Below are 13340 nucleotides of genomic sequence, written 5' to 3'. Positions count from 1 at the left end.
TATAGAAAAAAGAAATCACACATCACACATTCAAGATATGGAGGGTAATCCCATGAAAAAACGTACACTGATCTCATTGCTATTAATTCTCGTCATTGTGATTTCCGGTTGCAGTGTAAAAACGAAAACCGAATCCCAGGCGGAGACCACACCAGCGGATACAACAGAAACTGCACAAAAACCGGCAGACATTGAACTGCTCGCCATGAGTTCTTCCGAAAATGATGTAAACATTGTCCGCGACCAACTGACTAAAAACGGCTTCAATGTGAAGCTGAACCTGCAGCCGGATTACGGTAGCTTCAAATCCCAGCAGGATGCAGGGAATTATGACATTGCCTTGTCCAGCTGGACAACGGTAACGGGAAATCCCGATTATGCGGTGCGTTCCCTTTTCAAAACAGGTGGAGATTACAGTATCCTTGCGGATGGGGAACTTGATAAACTCATCGATCAGGCAGCTACTCAAACTCCGGATGAGTACAAAGACACGTACAAACAATTGGAAGATCGCTTGGTAACGGATCAGGCGTATATCGCTCCTTTGTACATTTCCCTGAAAAGTCAGGCTGTGAACCAAGACATTCTGAATGTCGACACCGTTCGTCTCTCCAAATCCCGCGCCATGGCTTGGGAACCGATTGAGTTCAAGGACAGCTCCAAAAATGCCAAAGATCCGTTGATTCTGACGCAAAGTGCATCCGTACTGACTTCCCTTGATCCGATCAAAGGAAACGACGGTTCCATCAACCAGTTGAACACCAATATGTATGTACGTCTCGTTAACCTGACAGATGACGATCAGCTGACAGCAGATGGATCACTGTCCCATAACTTCAGTATTGCTGAAGGAAATTCCGACTACTACTTCATTCTCAGAGACGATATCAACTTTGCGAAGATTGATAACAAAAAAGCTGTAGATACAGGAGAACGTGTCGGTGCAGATGATGTGATCTTCTCCCTGGATCGCGCTAAAAACAAAGATTCCGTTCCGGATCACCGGACGTACAGTCTGCATGAACACATCAAAGAAGCTGAGGTTGTAACGGATCTGAGTGCATTACAATCCATCAAACAATCCAGCGGTAACGGCACAATCCTCGAAGCATTGGAACAAGGATTGGGCAGCAAAATTACAGAACTGGTGACGGACAAAACCAAAGCAGATAATAGCGCAGGTAAATATCAGGTCGTTAAACTGACAACAACTGAACCTTTCCCGCAAGTACTGAACTATCTGGCTCACCAATCTGCGGGTATCGTGTCCAAAAAACAGGTGGAGAGCATCAACACATATGATGTAGCTTCCTTTGACGTCAACAAAGATATTCCTTACGGTGATCAGAACACGGTGACTGAAGGCGCAGCATACAATAACACCCTTTATACTAGCGGACCTTATATTTTGTCTTATAAAAATGACTATGAAGGTGTATTCTTAAAAAATCCGGGTTACCGTAAAGGCACGGAAGATGAGCCAAAAATTGCTCAGGTTAACGTCCGATTCATCGCGGATGCAGACAGCGCCCTCTCTGCTCTTCGCAGCAGTGAAATCCACTTATACTACGGCGTACCTGAAACCAAGTATGACATCATTGAAAATGACAGCAAACTGAAACTGCAAAGTCTGCCAAGTAACGCTGTCTCCTATCTGTTGTTTAATACGGCCAATCGTGAAGTTGCCAAGAGCAGTGACCTGAGAAAAGCCGTGCTGTACTCCATTAATCAGGATGAGATTTTGAGTTTCTACAAGAACAACAAACTCAAAGCATACTCTACAGTAAGCCCGCTCGTTCAGACCGGGAATGAATTGAAAGCTGATCCTGCAAAAGTAAAAGAATTCTTGAGTAAATACAACGCCTCCAAGTAAACGTATACCAACAAAAAGGCTGCTATTAGGATCATGTTTTTGATCCTGATAGCAGCCTTTTGTCATTCTTCCAGCACACGGCAATCTGCCAGAACATCGGGATAGTTTCGCATGCTGTCCGCATCAGTAATTTTGCGAATAACTCTGCACGGTACGCCTGCTGCAAAAGAATGCGGTGGAATATCACGAGTCACCACGCTACCTGCTCCAATCACACAGCCGTCTCCAATCGTTACGCCCCCGCACACTGTGACGTTTGCCGAGATCCATACATCGTTACCAATCGTGACCGGTTTGGCATAACATAGCGACTTCACATCACCGTTCTGGTCCACCATCTGTCTCCGCTCGCTGGCAATCATGGGATGAATGGGGGTAACAATCGTAACATTGGGTCCAATACTGGTATAGTCCCCGATCGTCACTTGCGCGTCATCTTGTATCGTCAGATTGTAATTACCGAAGAAATGCTCGCCTATCCGGGTATGCACACCATAATGAAAAAAGATGGGGCCTTGCATGAATCCACCTTCACCGATCTGCCCCAGTAGCTGTTGCAATATCTGATCCCTTTCCTCAGTCTGTTCTTCAAAGGTCTGACTGTAACGCTGACTGAGATTATGGGCCCGCCTTTTGATGATCTTTAATTCGGGATCACTTGGACTGAACAACACGCCCTTCATGATTCTCTCTTCTTCACGCATCATGAATCCTCCTCTACAAGGGTTAGCTTATAAAATAAAAGCCACAGACATGAACTGTGGGTTATAAGGCTTCTGATAGAATGCCTGACTTCAACGCCTGAAGCACCATTCCTCGTAACCCAGCATCAAAATCATGTTGGAACGAATCCTGATGTACGATCTCAGGCAACGACGGCATGGGGTGATCCTTCCCGTATTGTTTCCACGCCATATCCAGCTCTTCTCTCTCCACCCGTTCCTGATAAATGACAATCTGGTGCGGGGCAACGACGGCATTAATCGTTTGCAGGATGTGACATACGTTCACTACAAAATCATCTTTGCTCATGTCACGGTGCCAATCAGGTGAATAAGGAAGATACTTGATCTCACCAAACATCCCGTTTTTCCCACGGATCATCTGTCCATTCAACATCATGCCCATACCCGGCGGGTATCGGTTCGGAAAATAAATTCCTGCTACACTCTGTTCCTTCATATCCGCATGCTGTGTACAGTATCCGCTAATCGCTGCATTAACATCATTCTCCACGAGAACGTTCAATTGAAACTCGCTTTCGATCTCCCGTATCAGATGTGAATGGATAAGCTCTTCATGACTGCTCACCGTGATGTCCCCATCCACGGCTTGCCCCGGAATACCGATGCCGATCATATCAATGGAGGGATATTCCTTAATGAAACGCGCGATAAGTTGCAGCATATGCTGTTTATCAAAAGCAGGCAAGATGCGCTCTTCCTTCAACACAACCTTATTCTCCAGATTCATGACCGTCGCCGAAATCAACTCCTGGCCTTTCATCTCTTTGATGTAAAGAACCAAAGCAAGCTTGAAGTTATAATTATATCGATATGCCTGAGCAGGACGACCGCCGTTAGAGGGAACCACTTTATCCTGGAACAACTCTCCGCCATCACATAATTCCTGAATCAGCGCATTAATGGTAACAACACTAAGATTGGTTAATAAAGCTAATTGCGGTTTGGTCGCCGTCTCAATCTGCTGCATGACTTCACGCACATTATTCAAATTGATGTATTTCATCATTGTAGCGTTGGCTTTTTTCATAACCCTCTCGTTTCTACTCTGGTTCAATTGAGCCAAAGCAATGGTATGGATGTCATTTCACACCATATCATAACATAATGCCTTACTCGAACACATGAGTTCCATCGTGCTGGAAAAGGATCGAAATTGGCAGAGCTACTTTGTTCACTCAAACAAATCATCCATCGACTTCACAGGCTTCACTTCCATCGGTTGCTTTGACAAGGCCATACTTGCATAGGTACCTGCCCATATTATAACTGCCATAATAACGTAGACCATCCATACTTACCTCCCTGTTTCATGTGGATTATGATTTTGCGATACTTACCACATGTGACTATTTCTCTAGTTAATAAACAAACTTTATAAAGTATATTACGTAAGTATGCGAGGATAATAGTTCTTTGTCAATATGATATAGATTTATCCGAGCCCTTTTCAGTCCAAGGAACATGGACAACATGACTACAACAACGCGTATTATCTCGATGCCCATAAAAAATAACTGCCGAAAGAATCATTCAACGATTCTTTCGGCAGCCGTTTATTCAATATCCAAGCAGTTTATTTCGAATAGATTCGCTGTACTCCGGGCAATAAGGTCACAACTTGAATACCCACTCCCCATGCAAAATAGACCAAGTGAATGATAGAGACATCCTGAATCCAATACACCTGCGCCATAATCCAGATGATGAGAGCAAACCCCGTATACAACGAAAAAGTCCAAGCCCAATAGCGGTCAGGATAGAGATTCAGTCTCTCACCCAGCCCCGAATGAACGTAGCGGATGAGCGAAATAGCAATCATTGTAGGCATCACGCCAAGAACCAGCAATAAGATGATCCCCGGGAACAAAAAACTGGCAAACGGGGAATTCCCCAACAAAGATGCGGGCAAATTCACCATACTTCCGGATGGGTCTATGATTAAAATGACGCCTCCAACAATCGCCCCAATCCCCAGAATTCCATGCATCAACATGAGTAACCACGATCTGCCCATACGCTGCTTCATCATGAATGGCTCCTTCCGTTCTCTCGTTTCTCAACTTCATACATGGAGGACTATGCTCAAACCCTCTAGTACCATTCTCACACATGCCACGTATTGTTCCTGTGCTTCTTTTCACTATATTGATCTCGAAAATCATTCGTAATGGAAAAACTTGATAAAAGAACGTACGTTCGGTATAATGAAATTATCCTGAATAAGCGAGAGGCAGATATGGACGACAAATTTATTAAGGAATTACGCGAGATTAGTCGGGATGACAGACGAAGATCGGAATTTATGATTCAAGGTTTGAAGGAAACACTGCAAGAACGCAAAGAAGAAGGCATACTTAAGCGCTGGATACGGCGTAAGAAAACAGAGAAAAAAATCTCTCAAAGATTTAATCAAGATCCTCACTCGGATCAAAAGTAACAACATAAAAAGGAGGCGGAATACGCCTCCCTTGCTATTTACATATTTGAATCATTTAGAATTCATTAGTTGTGACTTAACCCATAAGTTTGCCAATATTCACATTATGCTTTCAATAGGTCAAATCCCAGCTGGACTTGGTTCCTGATAAGCTTACTTACCTCTTGCCAGTTAGCTAAATGAAAAAAGAGCAGCCTGCCAACCTGCAGTCTGCCCCGTGCTTTATGAACTAACGTTTCCCGTTAGCTTATAAGTAAGGGTCTCTATAGCTCTTTTACCATCTTCACAACTTCAATTTCATAATTTAAATGCTTATAGAAATTTACGGCACGAAGGTTATTGTTAAAGACATTCAGTATAAGCTGTCGATAGCCTTTTTGCCTTGACCACTCTTCTGCTTTGGTCATGAGTCCCTTGCCGACCCCTTTTCCTTCTCCTTGTGGAGAAACCGCAATCGCCACAATATAGCCTTGTTCTATATCGTTCAATTTATCTTTATGCGGCTGTACTTCAAGGAAACCCAGTAGCTCTCCTGTTTCATCTTCCGCCACAAAAATCTCCGTACCAGGAGAAAGACTGTCTACTGATTCTTGGGCTAGGCTGAGCTGTGATTCTTCCATTTTGCCTGGATCACGCCAGCTCATCAGCTCAAAGTCCATAAATCTTAAAGCCAGACTTACAATGAAATCTTTATCGGACTCTTGAAAAGCTCTAATCTGCATACACTTACCCCTTATATTTAAATTATGGAATACCTGTTCTAATCTTAAAATTAATGCCGTTATTTCTCCCAAAACTCGATCAGTCGACCTTCAGGATCTTCATTCAAAATAAACTTTCCAAATTCACTAACCTCTTTTTTCTTTGCAAGAAGTACACTAATCTGTTCAAGATGCTTCATAGTCTCGTTTAGATTATGTAATTGGAAATTTAACATCACTTGTTGTTCTGTTGGAAAATAACTGTCATTCTCGATAAAGAAAAGATCGTCTCATTTCCTAATTGGGTTTTATCACAGTCCCATTCCAATTTTCTATTTCAATCTTCAACACCCAACACCTCACTACCTCACTATACCTTTTTTTATAACTTTAAGATTCTTAGTTCTCCAAAATACTCCTCCGAAACCTTATATCATCGTATCTAACTCCTGTCTATCATCAAATTTTTAGCTATCCGATTACATTAAATATTCGAGGTTTAAATTAAAATACCTTTTTCAACTATCCTGCCCGTTAGCTTAACTGAAAGACAGCCGACTATTTAGCCGGCTGTCTGCTTGAGTATCATTATGAGTTCTGTACCTGATTTATCTTATAGCTTTTGATCCCCCCGTTTTACGGCAAAATGGCAAAAGACCGGACTGGAAAACCAGATGCTTTCTCCGCCTTCGGGACGATGTTGAAGATCACCGCGCCTTTAGCAGGCACCTGATCCAGGTTTGTTAACAGCTCGACCTGATATGTATCCTGGGCAAGTACATAATATTCTGCCAGAAGTGCTCCATTCTTCTGATAATCCACGGCGGAATCCGTGTCAAAGGTTTCATGCCCAATGGCTTGCACTTTTCTCTCCTCAAATAAAAACATGAGCGCACGAACCGACCATCCGGGTGCATGACTGTTGCCCTTATCATCCTTGTTATCAAATGTTTCATGCTTAGGCCAGCGTTTGCTCCAATCGGTACGTAAGGCTACAAAGCTTCCAGCTTCAATCACGCCATGCTCTCTCTCAAATTCAAGAATATGCTCCACATCCAGTGTGAAATCCGGATTGTTCTCTACTTCGGCAGACTGGTCAATGACCACAAGCGGGAGCACAAGCTCCTTCAAACCTAGTTCATCCAGATACCGGGTATCCCGAACGAAGTGGATCGGCGCATCAAGATGTGTCCCGTATTGACCCGGGAACTTGAAGCTCTGGGCAAAGAAACCTTGATCGTGATCAAACAATGTATCGAATTGTGCTGCCTCAAAAGCTGAAAAATGTGGAGAGCCTGGACCAAACGTATGGGTCAGATCCACCCATTTCTTTTCTTTTAACAATTGAATGGCTTGAATGAGTTCGTTGGACATCCTAATCACCTCATGCACAAAATGGAATAAATTTCTCCTATTATATCTTATTCCACTACAATTGGGGAGCAGTCCCTATATTGGTTCTTAGGGCTGTTAATTTTCAATTTTAAAAACTTCACTGACCGTAGATGTCAGTGAAGTTAATTTATAATACAAGAGTATTCCATTCAATCATGAAAACAAAAGGAGCATGTATGATGCAAACGAAGAACGTATATCTATATGTATTTGATACGATGGCAGACTGGGAGGTAGGATATCTAACTGCTGAATTGAACTCGGGAAGGTATTTCAGGAAAGAGATCAAGCCTTTACAGGTCGTAACCGTAGGCGTGGATAAACATCCGGTAACTACCATGGGCGGATTGAACATCCTTCCTCATATTTCTATTGATGAATGTACATTGAAAGGTGACGACGTCATCATTCTTCCAGGAGGAAACACGTGGATGGACACCATCCATGATCCCCTATTGAAAAAAGTTGCTGCCTCTATAGAAGAGGGTACGGTTATTGCGGCGATTTGCGGTGCGACAGTTGCACTTGCAAAAATAGGGATACTGGATTCCAGACAACATACAAGCAATGATTTAGAATACCTGAAGATGATATGCCCAGATTATACTGGAGAAACATATTATGTAACGGAGCCTGCAGTAACCGACGGAAATCTAGTTACTGCATCTGGAATAGCTCCGTTAGAATTTACGATGCATGTGTTGAAGCTGTTGAATGTCTTTGCACCAGAAACATTACAGGCCTGGTTCAATCTGTATCAGACTCATGAGTCCAAATACTTCTACCAGTTAATGAATTCTATTGCACCTGAATAACCAGTTTCCCGCGAGTATGATGGGTTTCACTCTTCTCATGTGCTTCCCGTACTCCCTGTTGAGTTAGCGGGTACGTTCCATCAATAATCGATTTGAGCTTGCCTTCCGCAGCCAGTTCAGCCAGCTGATCCAGTTGATCCCCTTTGGGCTCCATCATGAAGACGTTGGCCGTTACTCCGGCTTCCTTGGCAAGCTTCTCATCCGGTTGTTCCACTAAGGATACCAGATGCCCGCCAGACTTTAACACCTTGAAGCTATTGCGCTGAATATCACCGCCCATGGTGTCCAGTACAACATCATAACCGGAGAGAATCTCCGAGAAATCTTCTTTTTTATAGTTGATAAAATGATCCACACCCAACGAGCGAAGCAACGCTTCGTTTGATTCACTCGCCGTGGAAGCCACTTCAGCGCCGAGGGACTTGGCGATTTGAATGGCATACGTTCCCACACCACCTGCACCAGCATGAATGAGTACCTTCTGCCCTTTACCTAAACGTCCGTGATCCACAAGGGCCTGCCAAGCCGTCATCGCCGCCAGCGGGATCGCTGCTGCTTCCTCGAAACTCAGTTGCTCCGGTATACGGGCAATAATATCCGCATCAACAGCAACATATTCTGCATAGGTTCCGAATTGACGCGGACGCGCAAATACCCGATCACCTTCTCTGAACCTCGTGACATTTGAGCCTGCTTCAGCCACAATACCGGCAACATCGCCGCCCAGAATCAACGGAAAATTCTCCGCTGCTTCTTTCATATAACCTTGTCTGATTTTGAAGTCGACCGGATTCACCGACGTGGCATGTGTTCGAATTAATACCTGATTCACTCCACATGCTGGCTTGGCTACTTCTTGTTCCTTCAATTGTTCCGCTCCACCAAATTCCTCAATCACAATTGCTTTCATTAGAAATCCCAGCCTTTCCATTGATTATTGTTATACTCTCTCTCCCTTCATTACCCTTTCCCGGCGATCACTTGACCTATTCATTCAAAATTCACAGCAATCTGGGGCTCACATGCCCGTTCAACAATCGTGATATAATGTCGATTATCGATTACGTTAAATCTTAACCCAATAACTGAACAAGCGAGGTAACACGATGGAAGTAGAAGTAAATACATTACATGCATTTTCGGACAAGGCTCAAGGCGGAAACCCCGCAGGTGTTGTTTTACAAGCAGCGCATCTGTCTGAATCCCAGATGCAGGAGATTGCCAGACAAGTCGGTTTTTCAGAGACTGCATTTGTTATGCCGTCGGATCAGGCTAATTTCAAAGTGCGTTATTTCACCCCAAGTGATCAAGTCGATCTATGTGGACATGCCACCATTGCTTTATTTTATCTAATGAAGACACAACATCTCGTTAATGTTGGTATATATACACTGGAGACACTGGCCGGAATTCTTAAAGTTGATATCGAAGTCAATGGAGAAGTCTATCTGTCTCAGACGTTGCCGGAGTTTGGGGAGATCGTGGATCGACAGCAGATTGCCGATTCGTTACGTATTTCTATGGAGGATTTGCATTACGAGCTACCTGTGCAGATTGTGTCTACCGGGCTACCCGATATCATGATAGCTGTTAAAGATGTTGATGTTCTGACCAAAATCGATCCTGACTTCCAGCGTATCACTGAAATAAGCAAGGCTCATCATGCCATAGGTTATCACGTGTTTACACTCGAATCAGATGTAATGGACGTTCTCGCAGAATGCCGTAATTTTGCACCGCTTTATGATATACCGGAAGAGAGCGCGACGGGCACATCCAATGGTGCCATGCTCTGTTATTTATCCCAGTACAACCAACTCACAGATCCTCATCTTCACACGTACACGATCAGACAAGGGTATACCATGAACCGCCCCTCCGAGATCCGAGCCAGATTAACGCTGGACAGCTCTAATGAAATCACACAGATTCAGGTTGGCGGTAGTGCAATTCATATCGAAAACATTCAAATACACCTCCCTTAATGGGAGGTGTTGTCCGTACTACGAATATGAGAATTATGTACTTGAAGCAATATCATGACCTTAAATCATTGAATTTGTTGTAAAAATCGTAGTACCGCTACCTCCAACTGGTCCAGCCCTGGCTGCTCTATAGGAAAATGGCCTGCCCCTTCCAAGATCACACATTCCTTGTCCACCATCAGACGATCAAAAAAAGATTGGCTGAACCTGATCGGTGTCATGGGGTCCAGTTCAGGATGAACCAACAGGACCGGGCACTGGCTGAACTGTTCCGGGCTTACCTCCGGTTCTTTATTAAGGAATGTTCTTAATAATTCCAACGGAATACGTGTAGCTGCCGCTTGTGGATCATCCATAATAAGCCGGGTTAAGTCCTTGTTATTAGTAATCAGTTGCATTCGGGATACCTGTTTGACCGAAATACGTACATGATCCAGCAGACCAGGGAACAGATCCATCATCCGTTTTCCCGCCCGACTCACCAGACGATTCGGCGCAAGTTGGTCACGCATTTCCTGATTACTCGTATCTACAAATGTAGTTGCGATCAAACCCTTAACACGCTTGCTGCGTGCACTGGTGTGATAGGCAAGCATACCTCCGATGCTACTTCCCAATACAACGATTGGCTTGCCGTCATTCTTGTATTCCCGTTCGATGAGTGACACAAGTAGCTCTATCCATAGTTCGTAGTTAATACTTGTACCAGACATTGCGTAACTTAACCCATATGGCGGAAGATCTGGCGATACCACCTCGTATCCATGTCGCTGCAACATGCGGGCATACGGAGCGAGCAACCTGCCATTGCCTCCCGCACCATGAATGAACAGAATTTTGATTGAAGACTCCGACGCAGGCAAGCGATCGATATGCAGATGAACCCCATTTGACTCCCACCATTCTTCCTCAGGAACTGTATTCTCCCCTAACCTCACTTCTTCCGGGAAAAAGGCCTGATACTGTTTCCAATAGGGATGTGTTGTCTGATATGAAGGCAAACTTTTTTTCATACGGTATATTCTCCTCTTTTCGTATACAAAAAAAGCCGTACAGTGTACGACTTTTCGTTAAGAATACGTCTATGACCATACTTCTTTTTATAACACCTTCGTATATCTGTCAATCGGGAAACTGCACATTGCCCGGTACAATATATGCACCACCTGACCCATCATTAGGCAGAGCCGGGATCGTGTCATTTAATACCTGACCGCGAATATCAGTAATACGAACGTTTAGTTTTTCTTTGCCCAGTCCAGTTCCGAGGAAATGATTATAGTCTTGCTTTTCAAGATTGAGCCACGTACCATCCTTCTGTTTCACTTCGAACTTCAGCACCGGATATTTGTGATTACGAACCTGAATGGCTGCCCACCACTGACTGCTGCCTTCCTTGATCCGATAGGAGACGTTGCCTTGAATTGGGGCTTTGACCACTTTCCAACTGATATTGATTTTGCCAGCCTTTGGGTCACCGATCAGGTTAAAGGCATTCGGTGAGAGATCCAGCGCTCCGCTGGCGCCTTCTGGATAGAGGTCTGTTACATAGACGGTTGTTTTGCCTTTAGGACCCTGCACCTCGAGATAGGCTCCCGCTAAAGCGGCTTTGACACCGTTATAATTGAGTTGGAACGGATTAAGTGCAGTAATCTTCATGTCCGCCGGAATGGGATCAAGCAACACCGCACCTCCCGAGTAACCTGAGCCAGTATACGTCGCGTAACCCTGATATGTATCATTCCATGCGGCAGATGCAGGCAGAGCAAATAATACGAGACTGAGCAACATCCCTGTACCGGCCCATTTTAACCGTTGAAATCTACTTTTCTTGTTCATGAGCTATTCCTCCTCGTCATTCTACCTTCTGTTACACTGAAACATAAGTCTGCTAGATTTGAATATAACATTATTTTACATAATAACTTCTTATTTTCAATCCCTCTATACTAAATCACATCTATAGTCCTGCCTCTAGACTTAAACATTCACGACCACGCACAAGATATGGATACATACCATAATTTGGTGAAATAGGTATAATAACAAGGCTGTATTGGATGGGTTCCCAGTAATAAAAAAACGCCACACCCTGGAGTAATTTCGCTCTCCAAATGGTGTGGCGCCTATTAAACACTACGGTCAGAATACCCGGTCTGTCCAAGGACGGCCAGCATTTGACTCAACCCGTTTCCCTTCGTTTCATCCGCTTCCTTAGCCGCGCATACTGAGCATAGATCCGCGGAGATTCTTTTGTCAGTATAGGCCCCAGCACAGCCAGAATTAACACATACAACACGGCAAAGGATTGGATGGATGCCATCAGCCCTCCGGCCTTGCCGATATTCGCCATGATAATGGAGAATTCGCCCCGCGAGACCAGGGTAAAGCCCACATTCAATGAGGCCTTAGGGCTCATTCCAGCCAATCTGCCAGCGATCATACCTGCACCATAGTTACTGGCAATCGTCAGAATAACGGCAATAATCGTCATCCCAACAGCTCCGCCAAGTGAAGCCGGCTCGATGGTCAGGCCAAAACTGAAGAAGAAAATTGCACCAAAAAAATCTTTGAAAGGCATGATCTGATGTTCAATCCGACTCACATGTCTTGATTCGCCCAACACAAGCCCCATCATCAATGCTCCAATGGCTTCTGCTACATGCAGTGTCTCCGAGAAACCAGCCACCAGGAAGAGCAGTGTCATTACGGTAAGCAGAAACAACTCTGATGACTTAATATTCAGTGCCTTATCAATATATTTGATGCTTTTCCTGCCAATAATCAGGAACAGCACAATAAACAGCAGGGCAGACAGCGATACCAGCAGAACACTTAAGAATGAAGTTGCCCCGCTGAGCACAAGCCCAGTCAGGATAGAGATATGAATCGCGATGAACAAGTCATCAAACATGATCATGCCCATAATAATCTCTGTTTCAGGGTTTGCCGTGCGTTTCAGATCAACGAGCACTTTAGCTACAATCGCTGTAGAAGAGCTGGTCATGATCCCGCAGACAACAAGTGTCTCCTGAAGGGGCAGATCCATGAACCACCCCAACAGCAATCCAGAGACAAAATTCAGGCCCACATAGAACATGCCCCCGGTCAGAATGGCTTTGCCAGACTTTAATAACCGGGAGACCGAGAACTCCAAACCCAGATAAAATAGCAGAAACAAAATGCCAAGCCTGCCCATAAATTCAATAAAGGTCGAACTTTCGATAAAACGTAAATCCACTATGCCAATCTGTGGTGCATGTGGTCCAACAGCCATACCAATCAGGATATAGAAAGGAATGACCGAAAATCGTAATCGTGAAGATATCAGCCCAGTAAGTGTAATCAGCGCAACGGCAATTCCCACTTCGAATATGAGCATATCCAT

General features: G+C 44.3%; 13 protein-coding genes and 1 pseudogene. 4 read left to right on the top strand and 10 right to left on the bottom strand.

Annotation, left to right across the window (positions count from 1 at the left end):
* Positions 1-52 precede the first annotated feature (52 nt).
* Positions 53-1873: an ABC transporter substrate-binding protein gene (locus ACDJ59_RS03495; protein WP_413407676.1), complete on the top strand. Its 1821-nt coding sequence runs from the start codon at positions 53-55 to the stop codon at positions 1871-1873.
* Between the two features lie 62 nt (positions 1874-1935).
* On the opposite strand, the gene ACDJ59_RS03490 is transcribed toward ACDJ59_RS03495, so the two are convergent.
* The 3 genes from ACDJ59_RS03490 to ACDJ59_RS03480 form a co-directional block, all read right to left on the bottom strand.
* Positions 1936-2580, bottom strand: a complete 645-nt coding sequence (locus tag ACDJ59_RS03490) for a sugar O-acetyltransferase (RefSeq protein WP_413407675.1) — start codon at positions 2578-2580, stop codon at positions 1936-1938.
* Between the two features lie 58 nt (positions 2581-2638).
* Positions 2639-3646 carry an ROK family protein gene (locus ACDJ59_RS03485; RefSeq protein ID WP_413407674.1) on the bottom strand — a complete coding sequence of 336 codons (1008 nt, stop codon included), beginning with the start codon at positions 3644-3646 and terminating at the stop codon, positions 2639-2641.
* 546 nt (positions 3647-4192) lie between these two features.
* Positions 4193-4648, bottom strand: a complete 456-nt coding sequence (locus ACDJ59_RS03480; RefSeq protein WP_413407673.1) for a hypothetical protein — start codon at positions 4646-4648, stop codon at positions 4193-4195.
* A gap of 207 nt (positions 4649-4855) precedes the next feature.
* Here ACDJ59_RS03480 and ACDJ59_RS03475 point away from each other — a divergent pair, with 207 nt between their 5' ends.
* Positions 4856-5056 carry a hypothetical protein gene (locus ACDJ59_RS03475; protein WP_026080945.1) on the top strand — a complete coding sequence of 67 codons (201 nt, stop codon included), beginning with the start codon at positions 4856-4858 and terminating at the stop codon, positions 5054-5056.
* A 263-nt stretch (positions 5057-5319) separates the two neighbouring features.
* Here the strand turns inward: ACDJ59_RS03475 and ACDJ59_RS03470 are convergent, their stop codons facing one another.
* The 3 genes and pseudogenes from ACDJ59_RS03470 to ACDJ59_RS03460 all read right to left on the bottom strand — a co-directional run bounded on the left by ACDJ59_RS03470 (position 5320) and on the right by ACDJ59_RS03460 (position 7131).
* A complete protein-coding gene (locus tag ACDJ59_RS03470) occupies positions 5320-5778 on the bottom strand; it encodes an N-acetyltransferase family protein (RefSeq protein WP_413407672.1) in 459 nt (152 codons plus the stop codon).
* 59 nt (positions 5779-5837) lie between these two features.
* Positions 5838-6143 (bottom strand): annotated as a pseudogene (locus tag ACDJ59_RS03465) (VOC family protein).
* A 250-nt stretch (positions 6144-6393) separates the two neighbouring features.
* Complete coding sequence (locus tag ACDJ59_RS03460) at positions 6394-7131, bottom strand: cyclase family protein (RefSeq protein ID WP_413407671.1); 738 nt, start codon at positions 7129-7131, stop codon at positions 6394-6396.
* A gap of 200 nt (positions 7132-7331) precedes the next feature.
* Here ACDJ59_RS03460 and ACDJ59_RS03455 point away from each other — a divergent pair, with 200 nt between their 5' ends.
* Positions 7332-7967, top strand: a complete 636-nt coding sequence (locus tag ACDJ59_RS03455; protein ID WP_413409709.1) for a type 1 glutamine amidotransferase family protein — start codon at positions 7332-7334, stop codon at positions 7965-7967.
* Here the strand turns inward: ACDJ59_RS03455 and ACDJ59_RS03450 are convergent.
* Positions 7951-8877, bottom strand: a complete 927-nt coding sequence (locus tag ACDJ59_RS03450; RefSeq protein ID WP_413409707.1) for an NADP-dependent oxidoreductase — start codon at positions 8875-8877, stop codon at positions 7951-7953. The two genes, ACDJ59_RS03455 and ACDJ59_RS03450, sit on opposite strands and share 17 nt — an antisense overlap.
* A gap of 196 nt (positions 8878-9073) precedes the next feature.
* Here ACDJ59_RS03450 and ACDJ59_RS03445 point away from each other — a divergent pair, with 196 nt between their 5' ends.
* Positions 9074-9952, top strand: a complete 879-nt coding sequence (locus tag ACDJ59_RS03445) for a PhzF family phenazine biosynthesis protein (RefSeq protein ID WP_413407670.1) — start codon at positions 9074-9076, stop codon at positions 9950-9952.
* Between the two features lie 65 nt (positions 9953-10017).
* Here ACDJ59_RS03445 and ACDJ59_RS03440 read toward each other — a convergent pair whose 3' ends face one another.
* The 3 genes from ACDJ59_RS03440 to ACDJ59_RS03430 form a co-directional block, all read right to left on the bottom strand.
* Complete coding sequence (locus ACDJ59_RS03440) at positions 10018-10965, bottom strand: alpha/beta hydrolase (RefSeq protein WP_413407669.1); 948 nt, start codon at positions 10963-10965, stop codon at positions 10018-10020.
* Between the two features lie 109 nt (positions 10966-11074).
* Complete coding sequence (locus ACDJ59_RS03435) at positions 11075-11791, bottom strand: expansin EXLX1 family cellulose-binding protein (protein WP_017687038.1); 717 nt, start codon at positions 11789-11791, stop codon at positions 11075-11077.
* A gap of 343 nt (positions 11792-12134) precedes the next feature.
* Positions 12135-13340: a cation:proton antiporter gene (locus ACDJ59_RS03430; protein WP_017687037.1), complete on the bottom strand. Its 1206-nt coding sequence runs from the start codon at positions 13338-13340 to the stop codon at positions 12135-12137.

It is taken from the genome of Paenibacillus amylolyticus (assembly GCF_047302515.1).
Lineage (GTDB): Bacteria > Bacillota > Bacilli > Paenibacillales > Paenibacillaceae > Paenibacillus > Paenibacillus amylolyticus_G.
The sequence above is the reverse complement of the archived record's forward strand: the minus strand, read 5'-3'. Positions and strand labels throughout refer to the sequence as shown.

Excerpts from the sequence above, each read along its gene's own strand:
- ACDJ59_RS03495 (WP_413407676.1), top strand. The coding sequence starts at position 53 with ATGAAAAAACGTACACTGATCTCATTGCTATTAATTCTCGTCATTGTG.
- ACDJ59_RS03490 (WP_413407675.1), bottom strand. The coding sequence starts at position 2,580 with ATGATGCGTGAAGAAGAGAGAATCATGAAGGGCGTGTTGTTCAGTCCA.
- ACDJ59_RS03485 (WP_413407674.1), bottom strand. The coding sequence starts at position 3,646 with ATGAAAAAAGCCAACGCTACAATGATGAAATACATCAATTTGAATAAT.
- ACDJ59_RS03480 (WP_413407673.1), bottom strand. The coding sequence starts at position 4,648 with ATGATGAAGCAGCGTATGGGCAGATCGTGGTTACTCATGTTGATGCAT.
- ACDJ59_RS03475 (WP_026080945.1), top strand. The coding sequence starts at position 4,856 with ATGGACGACAAATTTATTAAGGAATTACGCGAGATTAGTCGGGATGAC.
- ACDJ59_RS03470 (WP_413407672.1), bottom strand. The coding sequence starts at position 5,778 with ATGCAGATTAGAGCTTTTCAAGAGTCCGATAAAGATTTCATTGTAAGT.
- ACDJ59_RS03460 (WP_413407671.1), bottom strand. The coding sequence starts at position 7,131 with ATGTCCAACGAACTCATTCAAGCCATTCAATTGTTAAAAGAAAAGAAA.
- ACDJ59_RS03455 (WP_413409709.1), top strand. The coding sequence starts at position 7,332 with ATGCAAACGAAGAACGTATATCTATATGTATTTGATACGATGGCAGAC.
- ACDJ59_RS03450 (WP_413409707.1), bottom strand. The coding sequence starts at position 8,877 with ATGAAAGCAATTGTGATTGAGGAATTTGGTGGAGCGGAACAATTGAAG.
- ACDJ59_RS03445 (WP_413407670.1), top strand. The coding sequence starts at position 9,074 with ATGGAAGTAGAAGTAAATACATTACATGCATTTTCGGACAAGGCTCAA.
- ACDJ59_RS03440 (WP_413407669.1), bottom strand. The coding sequence starts at position 10,965 with ATGAAAAAAAGTTTGCCTTCATATCAGACAACACATCCCTATTGGAAA.
- ACDJ59_RS03435 (WP_017687038.1), bottom strand. The coding sequence starts at position 11,791 with ATGAACAAGAAAAGTAGATTTCAACGGTTAAAATGGGCCGGTACAGGG.
- ACDJ59_RS03430 (WP_017687037.1), bottom strand. The coding sequence starts at position 13,340 with ATGGATATGCTCATATTCGAAGTGGGAATTGCCGTTGCGCTGATTACA.